At 71.8% G+C, this 19,524-nt stretch carries 9 protein-coding genes; 3 read left to right on the top strand and 6 right to left on the bottom strand.

Features of this window, described 5'->3' with window-relative positions:
* Positions 1-18 precede the first annotated feature (18 nt).
* The gene (locus AL2_RS02305; protein ID WP_067628622.1) at positions 19-1,239 is read left to right on the top strand and encodes a serine hydrolase domain-containing protein; all 1,221 of its coding nucleotides are present in this window, start codon (positions 19-21) and stop codon (positions 1,237-1,239) included.
* 83 nt (positions 1,240-1,322) lie between these two features.
* Here AL2_RS02305 and ccrA read toward each other — a convergent pair whose 3' ends face one another.
* Both ccrA and AL2_RS02295 read right to left on the bottom strand, forming a co-directional pair.
* Positions 1,323-2,657 (bottom strand): crotonyl-CoA carboxylase/reductase, encoded by a 1,335-nt coding sequence (gene ccrA, locus AL2_RS02300; protein ID WP_067628620.1) that lies wholly within the window; start codon positions 2,655-2,657, stop codon positions 1,323-1,325.
* Positions 2,658-2,696: 39 nt separating this feature from the next.
* Positions 2,697-9,203, bottom strand: coding sequence for a type I polyketide synthase (locus AL2_RS02295; protein WP_067628618.1), 6,507 nt, complete (start codon positions 9,201-9,203; stop codon positions 2,697-2,699).
* A 292-nt stretch (positions 9,204-9,495) separates the two neighbouring features.
* Here AL2_RS02295 and AL2_RS02290 point away from each other — a divergent pair, with 292 nt between their 5' ends.
* Together AL2_RS02290 and AL2_RS02285 are read left to right on the top strand one after the other, a co-directional pair.
* Positions 9,496-11,730, top strand: a complete 2,235-nt coding sequence (locus AL2_RS02290; protein WP_083945853.1) for an MFS transporter — start codon at positions 9,496-9,498, stop codon at positions 11,728-11,730.
* A gap of 8 nt (positions 11,731-11,738) precedes the next feature.
* Positions 11,739-12,974, top strand: coding sequence for a glycosyltransferase (locus AL2_RS02285; protein WP_067628615.1), 1,236 nt, complete (start codon positions 11,739-11,741; stop codon positions 12,972-12,974).
* 48 nt (positions 12,975-13,022) lie between these two features.
* Here the strand turns inward: AL2_RS02285 and AL2_RS02280 are convergent, their stop codons facing one another.
* The 4 genes from AL2_RS02280 to AL2_RS37160 all read right to left on the bottom strand — a co-directional run bounded on the left by AL2_RS02280 (position 13,023) and on the right by AL2_RS37160 (position 18,488).
* Complete coding sequence (locus AL2_RS02280; protein ID WP_245666261.1) at positions 13,023-15,764, bottom strand: MMPL family transporter; 2,742 nt, start codon at positions 15,762-15,764, stop codon at positions 13,023-13,025.
* 122 nt (positions 15,765-15,886) lie between these two features.
* Positions 15,887-17,671: a fatty acyl-AMP ligase gene (locus AL2_RS02275; RefSeq protein ID WP_067628611.1), complete on the bottom strand. Its 1,785-nt coding sequence runs from the start codon at positions 17,669-17,671 to the stop codon at positions 15,887-15,889.
* A gap of 262 nt (positions 17,672-17,933) precedes the next feature.
* Positions 17,934-18,182 carry a TFIIB-type zinc ribbon-containing protein gene (locus AL2_RS02270; RefSeq protein WP_067628608.1) on the bottom strand — a complete coding sequence of 83 codons (249 nt, stop codon included), beginning with the start codon at positions 18,180-18,182 and terminating at the stop codon, positions 17,934-17,936.
* A gap of 141 nt (positions 18,183-18,323) precedes the next feature.
* Positions 18,324-18,488 carry a hypothetical protein gene (locus AL2_RS37160; protein ID WP_157437968.1) on the bottom strand — a complete coding sequence of 55 codons (165 nt, stop codon included), beginning with the start codon at positions 18,486-18,488 and terminating at the stop codon, positions 18,324-18,326.
* Positions 18,489-19,524: the final 1,036 nt, after the last annotated feature.

Genomic DNA, 19,524 nt, shown 5'->3' with positions numbered 1-19,524 from the left:
GAGGGAGAAGGAAAGGACATGGCCAGTGCGAATGACGGGGCATGGGATCGGCGTTCGATGTTGCGGGGCGCCGCCGTGGTGGCCGGTGCCGGCGCGGCCACGCCGCTGCTGGGCGGGGCGGCCACGGCACGAACCGGCAGAGGTGCACAGCTCGGCCCGATCCCGCCGGACACCCGTCCCGGCGGCGCCTACGACCGGTACATCGCGAAGCTGGCCGCCGAGGACGAGTTCTCCGGGGTGGTGCTGCTGTCGCACCGGGGCCGGACGGTGCTCTCGCGCAGCTGCGGCATGGCCGACAAGGAGAAGGGCATCCGCAACCATGAGGGTGTCGCGTTCAACCAGTACGGCGGGCCGTTCGTCAGCCTGTCCATCGTGCAGCTGGCGCAGCGGGGCAAGGTGAAGCTGTGGGACACGGTGGGCGCCTACCTGACCGGTTTCGCCAAGGAGATCGCTGAGCAGGTGCGCGTCCATCACCTGCTCAGGGGCACCTCGGGGTTGTCCTTTCCGGAGCGCGACTACCAGCGCATCTTCCACAGCAAGGACGAGCAGCGGGAGTACGACCAGCAGTACGCCCGGCAGGCCACGCTGGTCGCGGCCCCAGGTGCGGGTTCGCAGAAACCCGGCTGGGGTTCGGAAGTCGTCGTGCAGATCGTCGAGGCGGTGTCCGGCATGACGTTCTGGGACTACGTGCACAAGCACATCTTCGAGCGCTGCGGCATGACCGGCTCGGGGTACTACACCAGGCCGCAGTGGCTGGCCGACGAACATATCGCGCACTCGTACATGAAGCAGGCCGACGGCAGCCGGGTGGACGCCGTCCGCAACCTGGACAAGGGCAGCCCTGACCCGGGTATGGCGGGTATGAACAATGCCCGCAACTTCGTCCCGGACGGCGGGTTCGTCACCGCACCGGACATGGTCCGGTTCGCGGAAGCGTTGTACGACGGCACCGTGCTCGACCCGTCCTGGGCCGACGTGTACACCTCGGTCAAGGCCCCCAACTTCCGAGGCTCCCCGGGGTTCGCCACCTACGGGCCGACAGCCCACATCGTCGAAGGCCAGTGGGAGCTGGGGCGCGGCGGGCCCCACCCCGGCAGTTCCACCTACTACAGCATCTACCCGGATAGCGGGTGGGTCGGCGTCATCCTCGGCAACTACGACGACATATCGCTGCAGGAGATCACCGGACGGCAGACGCAGGCCATCACCGGGGCCGCACCCGGCGAGGGCGGCGGCTGACGCAGCCGACGACGACGCGGCGGCGGACGAAGCATGAGCAAAGGACGGACCCGGCGGCCCGGGCCCGTCCTTTGGGGCATGCGTCAGCGGCGGTAGAGGTTCAGCTTCTCCTCGCCGATGCGCTCGCGCAGCGCCGGGTCGTCAACGCCCTGGCCCTCCGCGGTGGCGCCGCACAGGACGGCGACCTTGCCGATGTGCTGGTTCGTCTGGACGGCGCGGGTCGCGTCCCCGGCCTCGTCCAGCGGGAACACCTTCGACAGCGTCGGGTGGATCATGCCGAGGCTGAACAGGCGGTTCACCTCGACGGCCTCGTGGTAGTTGAAGCCGTGCGAGCCGATGATGCTCTTCAGCCGCATCCACAGGAACCGGTTGTCGTACTCGTGCTTGAAGCCGGTCGACGAGCCGCAGGTGACGATCCTGCCGCCGCGCTTGGCGACGTAGACGGATGCGCCGAACGTCTCGCGGCCGAGGTACTCGAACACGATGCCCGGGTCCTCGCCGACGAGGCTCCGGATCGCCTCGCCGAGGACGCGGCCGGCCTTCGGGTGGCGCAGGCCCTGCTCGCCGAGGTTCAGCTCGTTGCGGTTGATGACGTGCTCGCAGCCCTGCGACCGGACGATGTCGGCCTTCTCGTCCGACGAGACGACCCCGACCGGGATGCCGCCGCCGTTCTTGACGAGCTGCGTCGCGAACGAGCCGAGCCCGCCGGTCGCGCCCCAGATCAGCACGACGTCGCCCTGCTTCATGCGGGCGCCGTGCGTCCCGACGAGCATCCGGTAGGCGGTGGCGGCGCAGAGGGTGTTGGAGCCCGCCTCCTCCCACGTCAGGTGCGCGGGCTTGCGGATCAGCTGGTTCGCCTTGACGATGCAGTACTCGCCGAGCGACCCGAAGTTCGTCTCGAAGCCCCAGGCGAGCTGCGTCTCCGACATCATGCCGTCGTCGTAGGAGCCGTGGTCCTCCTCGTCGACGTAGGACGGGGAGAGGACGACCTTGTCGCCGACCTTCCAGTGCTTCACGCCGGCGCCGGTGCGCACGACGACGCCCGAGCCGTCCGAGCCGAGGATGTGGTACGGCAGGTCGTGCCGGGCGCCGTACCAGCCCTGCCGCCCGAACTTCTCCAGGAACGCGAACGTCGGGATCGGCTCGAAGATCGCCGACCAGACGGTGTTGAAGTTGATCGCGGCCGACATCACCGCGACCACGCACTCGTCCGGCGCCAGTTCGGGCATGTCGACCTCGCCGACGTGCATGGAGCGGCGCACGTCCTTGTCGGTCTGACCCTCGAAGATGCCGACTTCTTCCTTGCGGGTGTGCGCGGCGCGGAAGCGTGTCGGAAGGTCGATCTCCTGCAGCTCGGGGCCGCTCGCGCCGCCGCGGACGGCGTCGAGCAGGGCATGAGACGAGCCGGAGTGGGCCATGGGTGTCCTCCGTGGAACGACGGGGTTCGGGGTGGGCCCTCAGCGGGCCGTTGTGGACATGAGGACGGCGTCGCTCTCCTGCCGTCCGGCCAGCCTGCCCTCCAGGTGCGCGGCGAGAACCTCCACACCGGGCGGGTCGAGCAGGTTGAGGTGGTGCACCCCGGGGATCGTGACGATCTCCAGGTGGGAGCAGAGCCCGCCGAAACCGTTGGTCCCGTCGAGCACATAGCGGGCATCCCGGACGGCCCAGGGGGTCTCCTCAGGCGCGTAGTAAAGGATGACGCGTCCGTCGTACGGCTCGGGCTGGTACGCCTCCAGGGAACGGGTGTCCTGGTGCGACGTGAGCTGGTGGGTCAGGGCCGCCGGCGGGATGTAGTCCACGAGCGGGGCCGCGCGCTCCATGACGAGCGCGAACTGTGCTTCCTCGTCCAGACCGGACAGCTCCTCGTAGGTGAGGGTGACGTCCAGGCCGTACGTCTCGTTGATGTAGTCGGCGAACGCGGAGAAGCGGCGGGCGAGGGTGTCGGACTCGTCGTCCACCGGCAGCGGCAGCCCCGCGTCGAACAGCGCGACGAACTCGACCTCGCGTCCGGCGGCCGTCAGCTGCCGGGCGGTCTCGTAGGCGAGGACGCCGCCGAACGACCAGCCGCCGAGCCGGAACGCGCCCTCGGGCTGCGCTTCGAGCAGGTGCTGGACGTAGCGGGCGGCGCGCTCCTCGACGGACGGCGCGTCCTCGAACCGCTCCAGCCCGTACACCGGCTGGTCGTCGCCGAGCAGGTCGATGAGCTGGCGGTAGCAGGCGGTGGTGCCGCCCGCCGGGTGCGCGATGAAGATCGGCCGCCGGGTGCCGGAAGGCTTGAGCGGGCGTACGGTCTGCCGCGCCGCCTCCTCGTCCGCGGCCCGGATGTACTCGGCGACGTTCTCCGCCGTCGGGACCTCGAACAGCTCGCCGCGGGTGACCTCGGCGCCGAGTTCGGTGGAGACGAGCGCCACGACCTGGTCGGCCTGGTGCTCCCGGCCGCCGAGGTCGGCGAAGAAGTCGGCGGTGACGCCGACGCGGTCGAGGCCGAGGACGTCCTCGAAGATGCGGGCCGCGAGCCGCTCGGCGGCGTCGCGCGGCATGACGTACCCGGATTCGGCGTTCGAGACGGCCGTGGGCGCCGGGGCGTCCGCGAGACCGAGCTCGCCCGCGGCCCACTCCTCGAACACGTTCACGCTGGCGCCCTGCAGCAGCACCGACGCGGGGACGGTCAACCCGAGGTCGTGCTCGACGCCGCTCTTGATCCGCACCGCGACGAGGGAGTCGAGGCCGAGGTCGGTGAGCGGGACGGACGGGTCCAGGCGCTGCGGCTCGAACCCGAGCACGGCCGCGATCCGGTGCTTGACCTGCGCGGCGATCATCTTCCGCGCGGTGGCGGGGTCGAGTTCCCTGAGCGCCTCGACGCCGGGCCAGTCGCCCGCGTCGTCGGCTCCGGCCTCGTCCGCCGCCTCGGTCAGCGCCGCGAAGTACGGCATGTCGCGGATCTCGGGGAACAGCCCGACCGCCGTGGCCGGGTCGAACCGCAGCACGCCCGTCGCGGCCATGCCGTGGACGAGCAGCGCCTCCAGCGCCTCCGCGCCCTCCGCCGGGCTGATCGGGTCGATGACGGCCACCGCCGCCTCGGCGGCGCCGCCGACCTGCGACCAGGTGCCCCAGTTGATGGTGGTCCCGGGGCGTCCGTTCGCGCGGCGGCGGGCCATCAGCGCGTCGATCGCGGCGTTCGCGGCGGCGTAGGCGCCCTGGCCGGGCGAGCCGAGCAGCGCGGCGGCCGACGAGTGCATGACGAGCCAGTCGAGGTCGAGGTCCCAGGTCGCCTCGCTGAGGCGGCGGGCGCCCTCGACCTTCGCCGTCCACACCCTGTGGAGATCGTCCGGGCCGAGGTCGGCGATCAGCCGGTCGTCGATCGCGCCGGCGCCGTGCACGATGCCGCACAGCCGCTTGCCGCCCTCCTGGGCGACCCTGATGAGGCGCTCGGCGGTGCCGGGCTCCGCGATGTCGCCGAGCACGACGCCGACGTCCACGCCGCCTTCGCGCAGGCGTGCGATCACCTTCTCGGCGTCGGCGTCGGGCCCGCTCCGCCCGGACAGGACGACGCGCCCGGCGCCCCTCTCGCCCAGCAGCCGCGCGGTGACGAGGCCGATGCCGCCGTACCCGCCGGTGATGATGTAGGCGCCGCCGCGCCGGACGATCCGCTTCTTCTTCGCCGCCGTCTCCGGCAGGACCGCCTGCCCGAGCCGCGCCACGTACCGCGTCCCCGCCCGCCAGGCGACCTCGCGGGCGGCGCCGTCGGCGAGAAGCTCCGCGACCAGGTCCTGCGGGCGGTCGATGTCCACATGCGTGGCCCGCTGCACGGTCCGCTCGAACGCCAGCACGCGCGTGAGCGCACTGACGAACCCGTGGCCGGGCAGCCCTTCCCCGCCGTCCAGGGCGAGGGCGTCGCGCGTCGCGACGTAGAGGCGCGGCCCGTCCGGCAGCGAACGGCTCACCCCGGCGACGGCGAGCACGAGATCCTCGTCGACCAGCTCGGCCGAGGGCACGAGAACGACGCCTTCGACCGGCTCGTCCATGGCCGGATGGTCGTCCGGCGTCCGGTTCGTCACCCGATGCCGGACGACCCGCTTCCCGCGCTCCGCCAGGCCGGCGGCCGCCACGTCGGCCAGCGCGTCGTTCTCCTCGGACAGCACCAGCCACGTGTCACCGGCGCGTTCGGCATCGGAGTCGGAGTCGGGAAGGGGGGATTCGTCCCAGACGAGTTCGACGAGTTTGTCTTCCAGGGGGACAGGGATGTCGGGGCGGTCGACCTTGCGCAGGACGACGCCCGTCGCCTCGGCCAGGAGGCCGCCGTCGGCGGACAGGAGGGTGACCGTGCCGGTCACGCCCTCGTCTTCGCGGACCACCGCCGCCTGGACGTGGCCGCCGCGGTGGGTCGGGCCGTAGACGCGGAGGCTGCCGATGGTCTCGGCCTGCCACAGGCCGCCCTCTCCGCCGTCCACCGGGCCGGCCGCCTCGTCCGACAGCACGGACAGGCAGCGGTCGAAGACCTCGGGGTGCAGCCGGTAGTGGCGGCTGCCGCGCTCGGCGGCGGCGACCTCGGTGGCGGCGACGGGCTCGGACGCCGCCGGCGCGCGGTGGTCCTCGCCGACGTCCGCGCTGGCCAGCCGCACCCAGGTGCCCGCCGGCGTCAGCGCGTGGATCTCGACCCGCTGCTCCGCCTCGGTGAACGTCGTGGTGACGGTCGTGTGGTCGGTGAGCGCGAGCGGCCGCTCCATCCACAGGCTGTTGACGCGGACGTCGTCGGTGCCGAGCGCGGTCGCGCCGGCGGCCAGTGCCATCTCGGCGAACGCGGCGACCGGGAGCACGTGCAGCCCGTGGACGGACGTGCCGGCGAGCCACGGCTGCGCGGCCAGGCCGACGTCGGCGCGCCAGGCGTGCCGGTCCTCGCCGGGCATCTCCACGTGCGCGCCCAGCAGCGGGTGCTCGTCCTTCTTGCCCGCCGTGCGGGCCGAGAGGTCGACCCAGTGGTGCTCGTGCCGCCACGGTGACTGCGGGACGCCGACGATGCGCCCGTCCGAGGGCGTGGCGACCTTGTGGCCGTGGGCGGCGAGGGTCGCGAGCTGCGCGTGGAAGGTCAGCGTGTCGTCGGTCTCCTCGCCCTTGCGCGCCCGCTTGAGCGTGTGGGTGACGAGCGCGCCCGTCCCGTCGAGGGTCTCGCCGACCGCGTGGGCGAGGATCGGGTGCGCGTTGACCTCGACGAACGTCCGGAACCCGTCCTCGGCGGCGGCCGAGACCGCGTCGGTGAGCCGCACCGCGTTGCGCAGGTTCGCGGCCCAGTGCTCGACGCCGAGCAGGGGGCCGGACGAGGGATCGGACCCGAGGTAGACACGGGGGTCGTCGAGGGCGGTCGTGTAGAGCTGGATGCCGTCGGCGAGCGGGGTGCCGCGCTCGGTGCCGACCTCGGCGAGGAGTTCGCGCAGTTCGGGGAGCAGCGGGTCGACCTGCGGGGAGTGTCCCGCGCCTTCGGCCTGGACCATCCGGGCGAGGCGTCCCTCGGCCTCGGCGCGCTTCACGACCTCGGCGATCTGGTCGGCGTCGCCGGTGACGACGGTCTGCTTCGGGGAGGAGTGCACGGCCGCGTAGACCTCGGGGAGGCCGTCCGCGAGGCGGGCGACCTCGTCGGCGGACGCGCCGAGGACCGCCATCGCGCCGCCGCCGACCAGGCGGGTCAGCAGCCGGGACCGGCGGCAGATGACGCGGACGCCGTCCTCCGGCGTGAGCGCCCCGGCGACGACGGCCGCCGCGACCTCGCCCATCGAGTGGCCGACCACCGCGCCGGGCGTGACGCCGTACGACTTCCACATGCGGGCCAGGGCGATCTGGATGGCGAACAGGACCGGCATGGCGTCGGCCGGCCCGGCCGGCTTGCGGCCCTCTTCGAGCAGCGCCCACAGGTCGGGGCCGCCCTCCTCGGCGAACAGGCCGTCCAGGTCGTCGATGGCCTCGGCGAACGCGGGCTCCTCCTCGAGGAGGCGCTGCGCCATGCCCGCGCGCTGCGCGCCGTACCCGGAGAAGACCCACACGGGACGGCCCGGCATACCGAGCGCGGAACCCGTCACCACACCGGGGTGGGGACGGCCTTCGGCGAGGGCGGTCAGCCCTTCGACGAACCCCGCGCGGTCCCTGGCGGCGACGGCGGCGCGAGCTCGTCCGCGGCCGGCGCGCCGGTGCAGCGTCCGGGCGACGTCGGCGAGCTTCACATCGTCCTGGGCCGGGAGCCACTCGGCGAGAAGGGCCGCGTGGTCGCGGATACGGTCGTCGCTGGTGTCCGACAGCGGGAACGTCCTGACGACGGCCGGGTGGACGGTCGTCTCCTGCGCGGGCGCCTCTTCCAGGACGACGTGCGCGTTCGTCCCGCCGAAGCCGAACCCGGACACGCCCGCGCGCGCGGGGTGGCCCCTGTCGGGCCACGGCGTCTCCTCCGCGACGACCGCGAGGTGCAGTTCGTCGAACGGGATGTGCGGGTTGGGTTCCTTGTAGTGCGCGCTAGGCGGGATGACCCGGTGATGCAGCGCGAGGACGGCCTTGATGAGCCCGGCTATGCCCGCCGCGGACTCCATGTGACCGAGATTCGACTTCGCGGAGCCCAGCAGGAGGGGCGCGTCGTCTTCGCGTCCCGCACCGAGGATCTCGCCGACCGACTTGGCCTCGATCGGGTCGCCGAGGAACGTCCCGGTCCCGTGGGCCTCGACGTAGTCGACCTCGCGCGTGTCGATGCCCGCGGTCGCGTAGACGTCCCGGAGCAGGGCGCGCTGCGCGTCGGAGTTCGGGGCGACGAGGCCGTTGGAGCGCCCGTCGGAGTTGACGCCGGAGCCCCTGACGACGGCGAGGATCCGGTCGCCGTCCCGCTGCGCGTCCGAGAGGCGCTTCAGGACGACGGCGCCGCAGCCCTCCGCGCGGACCATGCCGTCGGCGGACGCGTCGAACGCCTTGCAGTGCCCGTCCGCCGCCGTCCCGCCCGCGAGGTCGAACGTCATCGTGACGGTCGGCGACAGCAGCAGGTTCACGCCGCCCGCGAGCGCCACATCGGCCTCGCCGCTGCGCAGCGCCTGGACGGCGAGGTGCGTGGACACCAGCGACGACGAGCACGCCGTGTCGACGATCATGCTGGGGCCGCGCAGGTCGAGCAGGTAGGACAGCCGGTTCGCGATGATGCTGAGCGCGGCGCCGGTCGCCGTGAACGGTTCCAGGGACGCCAGGTCGGACGCGGTGAACGCCGCGTACTCGGGCGCCGACACGCCGACGAACACGCCGGTGCGGCTGCCGCGCAGCGACGCCGGGCCGATGCCCGCGTGCTCGAACGCCTCCCACGCCACTTCGAGGACGAGGCGCTGCTGCGGGTCCATGACGGCGGCCTCGCGCGGCGTGATGCCGAAGAACTGCGCGTCGAACCCGGCGACGTCGTCGAGGAAGCCGCCGAGCCGGGTCGTCCTGCCGAGGAGGTCGCGGACCTCGGGGGAGCCGTCGTCGAACGGGTCCCAGCGGCCGTCCGGCACCTCGCGGACGGCGTCGCCGCGTCCGGTCAGGAAGCGCCAGTAGTCGGCGGGGCCGGTCAGGTCGCGGTCGCCGCCGGGGAAGCGGCAGCCGATGCCGACGACGGCGATCGGCTCGTCGTTCGCGGCCGTCCGGACGGGCTCCGGCTCGGCCTGCGGCTCCTGCGCGGCGCCGCCCGCCAGCGCGACGGAGAGCTTGTTGATCGTGGGGTATTCCCAGACGAGGGTGGCCGGCAGGGAGCGTCCCAGCATCTGCTCCAGGTCGCCGGCGATCGCGACGGCGTCCCGGGACGCGAGCCCGAACTCCTCCAGGGGACGGTCGGGGTCGATCTCGGCGGCGGTGGTCCGGGAGCGACGCGCGATCTGCTCGATCAGGTGCCGGCGGATCGAATCCCCACTGATCCGAGTCTCGTCCTGCGGGGTCTCCCGCGCGGCTCCGGAACGATCATTGCTCTGCATGCGCTGGGGTCCCCCCATGAAACCGGGATCGTTCATCGAAGCGGAGGGACCACTTTGTCCTACACTGACCGGCTTACGATGCGCATCCAGACCACTTTTCTCAGCGACGTCTTGTCACGGTGATGACAAGACTCGGGAGTAACCAATGTGGCCTGATGGGATAGTTGAGGCAGCCCGGCACAGAGTCAGGGCTGAGTAACGAGACGCCAACCAATAGTAACAATAGCGACGACTGCTTTTAGGGGGAAGCGGCGGATTTCCCGGCGGTACGGGACCCTCGCCGTACGGACTCTTGACCCGGGGCCGATACCGATGGGCGCTGGCGGTGGTGGCCGTCAGCGCGTTCATGACCACCATGGACAACACGGTGGTCTTCACGGCGCTGCCCACGATCATGGCCGACCTCGACATGTCGTCCTCGGCCAAGGACTGGGTCGCCACCGGGTACATCCTGATGTTCTCCTGCCTGATGATCACGGGCGGGCGGCTCAGCGACGTGTACGGCTGCCGCGTCACGTTCACGTCCGGCATGGTCGTGTTCACCGCCGCGTCCGCCGTCTGCGGGCTCGCGCAGACCTCCGAGGTGCTCATCGTCGCCCGCATCGTGCAGGGCGCCGGGTCCGCGCTCGTGCTCCCCGCCACGCAGGTCATGGTCACCGTCGGACGCAACGACAAGCAGCGCTCGATCGGCAACATCGCCTTCATCGGCGCCGCGTCCGCCGCGACCGCGCTCGGCCCCGCGATCGGCGGGTTCATCGTCGAGCACTGGCACTGGGGCTGGATCTTCCTGATCAACATCCTGCCCGGCATCCTGGTGACCGTCCTCGGCCTGTTCGTCCTCACCTCCCGCGGCGAGAACAAGCACTCCCGCATCGACCTGCCCGGCGTGCTGATCTCCGCGACGATGCTGTTCGCGTTCATCTACGGGCTGGAGGCCGGCAACAAGCACGGCTGGGCCGACCCGTCGGTGCTCAGCGTCTTCGCGCTCGGCGCGATCGCGCTCGCCTGCTTCATCGTGGTGGAGAACTGGGCCCCGGAGCCGATGATCGACCTGCGGTTCTTCCGCAACCGGGTGTTCACCGGCGGGCTGCTGTCGCAGATGCTCTACGGCATCGGCTTCAACGGCATGATGTTCTACTCGCAGCCGTTCCTGCAGCGCTTCCTCGGCTTCTCGCCGTCCGAGGCGGGCCTGGTCATGCTGCCGCCGGCCCTCGCGATCATCGTGCTGACGCCGGTGGCGTTCCTGATGGCCGCCAAGATCGGCCCGCGCCCGGCGATCGGCGCCGGCATGGCGCTGATGGGCCTCGGCATGGTGCTGTTCTCCATGCTGCAGGTCGGCGACGGCTACGCCGACCTGATGCCCGGCGTCATGCTCGTCGGCGTCGGCGCCGCCCTCGGCATGCCGCTGGTGATGTACGTGCTGAAGGCCGTCCCGGAGCGGCGGGCCGGGGTCGCGAGCGGCGTCATCAACGTGATCCGCGAGGCCTCGGGCGCGTTCGGCATCGCCATCGTCGGCCTCCTCATCCTCCACATCCCGGACGAGGGCGCGAGCGCCGCCGAACTGGAGACGTTCCGCGCCGGCACGTCCTCGGGCCTCATCCTCGGCGCCGTCCTCGTCCTCATCGGCGGCCTGATCAGCGCCCTCACCCTGCCGAGCCGCCGCGGCTGGCTCGGCCCGAAGCACGGCAGGACGCCCCCGGTCATCGCCGACGCCCCGAAGTCCGACCCGGCCGCGACCCCCCGCGACCCGGTCCCGGCCCTCGTCGCGCCCGCGTCCGAGCCCCTCACGGCGCCCGTCGCCGTGGCGAGCGCCGCCCCACCGAACGTGCCCCTCCCGCTTCCCGTCACCTGGGAGGACGACCCCATGCCGGACGAGCCCGTCCCCGCCCCCACTCCAGGCCCCCACTGGTGGACCGACGACCTGAAGCCCACGGAGGACACCTACTCCTGGCAGGACGACGACCAGCCCGTCCCCTCGGCCCCATGGTCCGTACCCCCCGCCTCCCCGCCGCCGTCCCCCGGCCCCGCGAACACCTGGGAGGACTGGCCCGCCACCGACCCCGCCGGCCCGGCCGCCCCGCTCCCGGGTCCTCCCCCGCAGGTCCCCGCCAAGAGCGCCATAAGGCCCGCTCAACCCACCGAGGCGGCGCGTACCCCGGAGAAGCGTCCAGCCAGCGATGTGAACGTCGCACCGGACGAAACCGTCCTGGAACAGGCTCCCGCGCACACCAAGCCCGTCACCGCGGAACAGGACCGCGTCCAGAGCCGTATCCCACCGCTCGCGGCCGAGGCGGCGGAGTCGGGCGCACCGGAGCGCGCGGAGGAAGCACCGGCCTCGTTGCGGGCGTCCTGGAACCCCACTGAGGCGGGGCAGAGCGTATCGCCGCCGGCGACGGCCGTGGGTGAGGACGAGGTGCTCGAGGGGGAGCGGCCGGCACCGCCTGACGGGTGGTACGTGCCCTATGCCCCGGAAGAGGACGGCCCGGCGGAAGAGCCACAGGTCAGCCCGCGTAGCGACGCCTGGTAGGAGGCACCGTGAGCAGAATCGTGATCTTCGCGGCCGGGTCGCGGGGGGACATCCAGCCCTGCGTCGCGCTCGGGCGGGCGCTGCGGGCCCGCGGGGACGAGGTGCGGCTCGTGGCGAGCGCGCGGTACTCGCCGATGGTCGTCGCGGCGGGGCTGGAACTGGCGCCGCTGACGGCCGATCCGACGGAGATCCTCGAATCCGACGCTGGGCAGGAGTTGCTCGCCGGCGGGCGGAATCCGGTGAAGTTCCTCGGCGGGTTCCGGCGCATCCTCGGGCCTATGGCCGAACGGCTGCTGGCCGAGTGTTTGGACGCTTGTAAGGGCGCGGACCTCGTCTTGGGGCCTACTCTCGGTTTCCTTCCGCGCCATATCGGTGAGCATCTCGGGGTCCCTTGGGCGCTGATTCATTTCCAGCCGAGCGAGCCGACGGGCGCTTTCCCGCATCCGTTCGTCCCGCAGGCGGGGGCGCTCGGGCCGTGGGCGAAGCGGGCGAGCTTCCGGGCGGTCGACCAGATCGCGTGGCAGCTGTCGCGGCCCTTCATCAACCCGTGGCGGGACGAGACGCTGGGCCTGCGGCGGCTGCCGCTGCGGGGGCGGCGGCCGGACGGTCCGGTGCTGGCGTGCTTCAGCCCGGTGGTCGTCCCGAGGCCGAAGGACTGGGGACCCAACGTGCACCTGACGGGGTACTGGTTCCTTGAGGAGCCCGAGTGGGAGCCCCCGGAGGAGCTCGCGGAGTTCCTCGCGGCCGGGCCCGCGCCCGTCTACGCCGGGTTCGGAAGCATGGTCCCGAAGGACGCCGAGGTGACCGACCTGACCGTGCGGACGGCGTTGAAGCTCGCCGGGGTACGCGGCATCGTGCAGGGCGATCCGGCGACGTCGGACGAGGACGTGCTCGCGGTCCGGGACGTCCCGCACTCGTGGCTGTTCCCGCGCATGGCGGCGGTCGTCCACCACGGCGGCGCCGGGACGACCGCGGCCGGGCTGCGGGCCGGCGTGCCGACCGTCGTGTGCCCGTTCTTCGGCGACCAGCCCTACTGGGGCGAGCGCGTGGCGGCGCTGGGCGCGGGCACGAAGCCGCTGCCGTTCCGCGCGATGACGGTGCCGAGGCTCGCGTCGAAGATCCGGCAGGCGGTCCGGGACCGGGACATGGCGGACCGCGCGGACGCCCTCGGGCGGCGCGTCCGGGCCGAGGACGGCGTCGGCCGCGCCCGCGAGATCATCGACTCGCTCCTGCCGGCGCGTTGACCCGCGGCCCGCTCCGCTGACAGGGCGGCCCCGCCGGTGAGGCCGGGGTCAGGGCGCGCCGTGGTCCGGTACTTCGGCCCAGGACCACCCTGAGCCGTCCGGGTTCGGGACGATCGCCCGCTTGGTGCGCGGATTGTGCGGCGGCCTCGGCCGCGGCGGGCCGTCCGCCCAGGGACGCCACGGCGCGCCGCCGGCCGGGGCGCGCCCGTTGCCCCCCTCGGGGCCGCCGTCGGGCGTCCGGAAGACCATGCGCGGCGGCTCCGCGGCGCCCGCCGGCGGCACCGAGGCGGGCCGGAGACGTTGCTGCGCGGCCTCCGGCGCCGGGCGCGCCCGTTCGTGCGCGAGCGGCGGCTCCGCCGGTCTGAAGACCTCGCGGGGCGGGGCGTGGCGGGGCGGCCGGGGCGCCGGGGCGCGGACGGCCTCGTGCGCGTCCGCGTGCTGCGGGGCGGGCGGAGCGGGCGGAGCGGGCGGAGCGGCGCCCGCCTCCTCCCAGTGGAGGGCGTACGGGTACGGCTGCTCGTCCGGGAGGCGCGGCGGCCGGACGGTCGCCCCGGCCGGGACCATGGCGCTGTGCTCCCGCAGGTCCATGCGGGCGTGCAGGCCCGCGAGGAACGGCGGCAGCCACCAGTTCGCCGCGCCCATGAACCGCATCGTCGCCGGGACGAGCAGCGAGCGGACGAGCACGGCGTCCACGACGACCGCGACGAACATGCCGACGCCGATCAGCTTGACGACCGTGATGCCCGCCATGCTGAACGCGCCGATGACGACGAGGAACAGCAGGGCCGCGCTGGTGATGATGCCGCCCGTGTGCTGCATGCCGGACGCGACGGCCGTCCGGTTGTCGTGCGTGCGGTCCCATTCCTCCCGGATGCGGCTGAGCAGGAAGACCTCGTAGTCCATCGACAGGCCGAACACGACCGCGAGGATGAGGATCATGCTGGTGGCCTCGACGCCGCCCGTCGGGGTGAAGTTCAGGACGCCGGCGAGATGCCCGTACTGGAAGCCCCACACGATCGCGCCGAACGAGGCGCCGATCGACAGGACGTTCATCACGATCGCCTTCAGCGGCAGCACGATCGACCCGAAGAACATGAAGAGCAGGATGAACGTGGCGACCCCGACGAAGAGCGCCATCTTCGGCAGGGTGCGCATCAGGCTGGACATCAGGTCCATCTGCGCGGCCGTGCTGCCGCCGACGTCGACGTGCATCGGGTAGCCGTCCTTGGACAGGCTCATCCCGCGGATGTCGGAGACGAGGTCCTGGGCGTTCTGGGCCATCGGCTCGTACTTGTGCGTGACGGAGATGCGCACGCCCCCGTACGAGCCCGAGTAGCCGGTGAACTGGGCCTCCGTGACACCGGGGAGCTTCTCCAGGCGCTGCCGGAAGTCCTCCAGGTAGGGCGGGATGGGGTCGTCCTTCTTGGCGGGCTTCCAGTCGCGCGGGATGAGGTCTCCGGAGATGACCACGTCGATGGGCTCGGCGGAACCGTTGGGGAACTCGCTCTTGACGGTCTCGACCACCTGGCGGGTGGGGCTGCCCTTGGGCAGGACGCGGGCGTCCACACTCCCGAACTGGACGTTCAGGAACGGCACGAACATCACGCCGAGGATGACGAGCACGACCGTGAAGTACGGCAGCGGATGCTTCATCACGCTGTGGCCCAGGCGGTACCAGAAGCCGCTCTCGGGGTCGCGCTGCGCGCGCTTGGCCGTGGGTCGCCGCCATGGCATGCGGCCGATCTCGACGCGCGGCCCCAGCAGCGCCAAGAGCGTCGGGAGGAGGACCGTGGCGCCGAAGACGGCGACCATGACGGTGGCTATGCCGGCGAGCCCGATCGTCCGGAGGAACATCTGCGGGAAGAGCAGCAGCCCGGCGAGAGCCGCCGACACGGTGACGCCGCTGACGATGATGGTGCGGCCCGCGGTCGCCATGGTGGCGGACAGGGCCGACTGCCGGATCGGCTTCAAGTCAGTCTTGTACGCCTTCTTGGCGGCCTTGCGCGAAGCCCTGTCCCGCTCACGTTTCCACGGTTTGCCCGGTGGCAGCCCGTGCGCGGACATGCCTCGCTCCAGTTCCTCACGGAACCGGCTGATGATGAACAGCGAGTAGTCGATCGACAGGCCGACGCCCATCATCGTGACGACTTCCAAGGCGAACGACGTCACGTCCGCCGCATACGTCACCACATGGAGGACGGCCAGGCCGCCGATCGTCGAGAAGATCGCCACGGCCATCGGCAGCGTCGACGCCATGAACGCGCCGAACAGCACCATCAGCAGGATGAGCAGCGGCAGCGCGGTGATCATCTCGGCGCGCACGATGTCGGCGACGACCTGCTTGCCGAACTCCTCGCCCAGCGGGACGCTGCCGCCGTACTGGACGCTGAGCCCCGGCGCCGACAGCCGCTCCTTCACGGCGTGGTAGTTCTCGGCCTTGGTCGCGCCGTCCTTGCCGCGCAGCTTCACCGCGACGAACGTCTTGTGCCGGTCGTGGGACGCGAACGTCTCCGCCGCCTTACCGTCGAACGACCAGTAGGAGATGATCTCCTCGACGTTCGCCTTCGGCAGCCGCGACACGGTGGTGATGACGCTCGCCTCGTAGCGCGGGTCGTTCACCGTCATCGTGTCGCTGGAGTACAGGACGAGGACGTCGGGGTTGGTGCTGCCGAAGTAGGTCGCGCCCAGCTTGGCGACGAGCGTGGAGGACGCGTCCGGGTCCTCGAAGCCGCCCTCCTTGAACTTGGCGAACACGCCGAGGCCCCAGCCGCCCGCGATGACGGTCGTCACCAAGATCAGCACAAGGCTGGTCCAGCGTCGCCGGTGGATGAGACGCCCCAGCCCCGAAAGCATGATCCTCCTGTTTCGCCGCGGCCGGCGGGCCGCCACGGACGTGAGCTACTTGCGGGACGCTACTTGCGAGAAGCGAGGCGCGCCGCGGTCGTCGGCAGCTTGCCGTCAAGGTAGCGCTGCCGCGTCGCCGCGCGCGCGATCTTTCCGCTGGACGTGCGGGACACGCCGCCGGGCTCGATCAGCACGAAGTCGTGGACGCTCATCTCGTGCTCGATGTTGACGGCGCCGCGCACCGCCGCCTCGACCTCGTCCGCGTCCAGCCGTCCGAGGGGGACCCGGCGGTTGCGCTCGGCCACGATGACCAGGCGCTCCGTCTCCTCCCCGGTGAGCGCGAACGCCGCGACGTACTCGGGACGGATGGCGGGGTGCGCCTCCTGCGTCGTGACCTCGATGTCCTGCGGGTAGTGGTTGCGGCCGTCCACGATGATGAGGTCCTTGATGCGGCCGGTGACGTACAGCTCGCCTTCGTGGACGACGCCGTAGTCGCCCGTCTTCATCCAGGGCCCGGCGGGGAGTTCCCCGGGCTCGCGCAGCTCGCCGCCGAACGTCTCCTGGCTCCGCTCGGAGTTGCGCCAGTACCCGGGCGCGGTGTTGGGGCCGTGCACCCAGATCTCGCCGACGCGGCCGTCCGGCTGCTCCAGCCGGGTCTCCGGGTCGACGATCGCGACGAGCTGCCCGTAGGGGCCGCCGCACGACACGAGCTCGGACCCGCCGTCACTGAGCCGCAGCTCGCCGCGGGTGAGCGCCTCCCGGTCCACGGAGATGATCTTCGGCGGGGTGTCCTCGGCCGCCGCGGACACGAACACGGTCGCCTCCGCCAGCCCGTAGCCCGGCGCCTGCGCGCCCGGCCGCAGCCCGGCCGGCGCCAGCGCCTCCGCGAACGTCGACAGCGTCGACGTGCGGATCGGCTCGGCGCCGTTCAGGCAGGTCGTGAGGCCGGACAGGTCCAGACTCGCGATCTTCTCCGGCGACACCGCCGACGCGACGTACTCGTAGGCGAAGTTCGGCCCCGCCGTGTAGACGTTCTTGCCCGGCCGCTGCGCGATCAGCTGCAGCCAGCGCATCGGGTTCATGATGAACGACACGGGGTCGGTGTAGATGGCATGGTCGCCGTTCACCAGCGGCAGCGCCATCGTCGCGATCAGCCCCATGTCGTGGAACAGCGGCAGCCAGCTGACCAGCTCCGGGTCCGGCCGGTCGGGCGCCCACCCGGCCCACAGCTGCGCCGCGTTCGCCGTCACGTTCCCGTGCGTGATCTCCACACCCGCGGGGCGGCGCGTCGACCCCGACGTGTACTGCAGGTACGCGAGGTCGTCGAACGCGATGGGCTCGTCGTCCCACCGGTCGGCCAGCGCGAGATCGACCTCCTCGGCGAAGAGGATCTCCTTCGGCTGCGGGACGTCGTGGTCGGCGAGGAACTTCTCCACGTGCGGCAGCGCGTTCCGCGTCGTGACGATCACCGCGGGCTCGGCGTCGGAGTAGGCGCCGATCAGCCGGTCGGCGTGCCCGGGAAGGTCCGGCGAGAACAGCGGCACCGCGATGACGTGCGCGTACATCGCGCCGAGCATCGTCATCATGTACTCCAGCGTCTGCGGCAGCAGCAGCGCGGCCCGCTCACCGGGCCCGGTCACCTGCCGCAGCGTCGCCGCGACCGCCCGCGCGCGCCGGTCCGTCTCCGCCCAGCTCACCGTGATGTGCGCGCCCGCCGGGTCGGCCGAGTAGTCGACGAAGGTGTAGGCCGGCGCGTCCGGCTTCTCCTCCGCCCACCTCGCGACCCGTTCGATCAGCGGGGTGCGGCCGGAGCCGCCGGGCAGGAGTTCGGGAAGCAGCGAGCCCAATGCCATTGATCATTCTCCCGAGGGGACGGGCCTGACGGGACCCTGTGCGGTACGGGTGGGCGCCATCGGCGGATGTGGGCCGCGTCAGCCGGACGGCTGTGTCTGGACGGCCCGGCGACCGGCGATGATCGTAAAGCTACCGGATGGTAGTCAGTGAGCGATATTAGCCCGCGGACACATTCGGCAGCGCCGGGTTTGTCACCCTCGTGACAAGAGGAAATCCCCCTTCACACATGGGCGTACGCGCCGTCACCGACCGTGCCGGAGCCTACTGGTCAACGGCGAAGATCCGCTCCACGATGCCCCGGCGGTGCCGCCCCTGGTAGGTCGTCTCCGGGTTCACCTCGTCCGGAAGCTCGGCCAGGTAGCGGCTCTCCGCGTCGATCAGCTGCTCCAGCTCGCCGCGGTCGAGGAACACGCCCTTGCACCCCGGGCATTCCTCGATCACGACCCCGTGGCGCTCATGGGTGTCGAGCCTCGACTCGCACTTCGGGCATTGCAGCGTCGCGTCTGACATACCGGATCCCCTGTCCGTCACGACAGCGTTTACAGTCCGGCGGTCAGCTTACTGACACCGGGCCCGATTTGGGGTGGCACGTCCTTCGATACGGCTGTCTAGAACGGGCGCACCCACCGTTCTCGTCGTCGACGAACCGCGTCATCCGTCGGACAGGGCCCGCCGCAGTGCCAGCCGCCGCCGCACCAGGGCGACACAGGCGAAACCCCACAAGAGGCCGATCTCGGCCACGAGCGCGACGGCGATGACGACCGCCCAGTCCGTCTCGTCCGACTCCCGCATCCCGGCCGGCGCCACCAGCGTCATCCGGCTCTCCCCGGGCGCCACCACCGGCCCCGCCGGCGCATTGACAGGAGGCAGCGCAACCGCCCCGGGCGGCGACACGGTAGGCAGATCCGGCACTTCAAACCCTCCCGGCGACGGACCGCCCGCCCCACCGTGACCCCCCTGAGTCGGCGCAACCCCAGAATGTCCACCCGGCAACGGCCCACCCGTCGACGTATGGCTACCGCCAACGGTCGGCTCCGGGCTAGCAGGTTGCGCCGACACACAGGGCCTCTGACCCGCGCTCGCCTTACTGGACGTGCAGTGACCGGCCGTGGGCGCAACCCCAGAATGGCCACCCGGCAACGGCCCGCCTGTCGGCGTATGGCTGCCACCAACGCTCGGCCCCGGGCTGGCAGGCTGCGCAGACGGACACGTCCTCCCACCCGCACTCGCTTTACTGGACGTGCAGTGACCAGCCGTGGGCGCAAGCCCAGAATGGCCACTCTGGGATGGCTTGGCCCCCGTTGGCTTCGACGTAGGGCACGCACCACCACCCGCACACGGCACACCTGCCGACGAGTGACCGCCACCCACAGTCGGCCTCGGGCTAGGAGGTTGCGCAGACGTACAGGGCCTTCCACCCGCGCTCGCCTTACTGGACGTGCAGTGTCCGGCCCCGGGCGGCGTGACGGAGTGGCCGCTCGGGGTCGGCTTGCTCCCTGAGGGCTGCGTCGTAGGGCACGGTCGGGTGTGCGTGCACGGCGCTCTTGTCGGCGAGTGGCCGTCACCTGCAGTCGGCTTCGGGCTAGGGGGCTGCGTGGTCGGGCATGGGTTTTCGTGTGCGTTCGGCTTGCCGGTTCCGCACGGCTGCGGGCACGGGTCGTCGCCAGTCTTGGTCTTGGTGGACGGGCAGTCACCGGGTGTGCTGGAGAGGGCGAATTCCGCGCGGAGCGTGCGGCGGAGGGCGTTCGAGGCGTCCGCTACTGCGACGACGCTCAGGGACGGAGCAGACATCGCTGAGGGTGGGACTCGGATGGTGGCCGTTCGTTCTTGGGCGTCCTCGCCCAGGTCGCCC

Origin of the sequence: Actinomadura latina NBRC 106108, assembly GCF_001552195.1 — a bacterium.
Taxonomy (GTDB): Bacteria; Actinomycetota; Actinomycetes; order Streptosporangiales; family Streptosporangiaceae; genus Spirillospora; species Spirillospora latina.
Note: the sequence above shows the minus strand (reverse complement) of the source record. Positions and strands in the feature narration are given on the sequence as shown.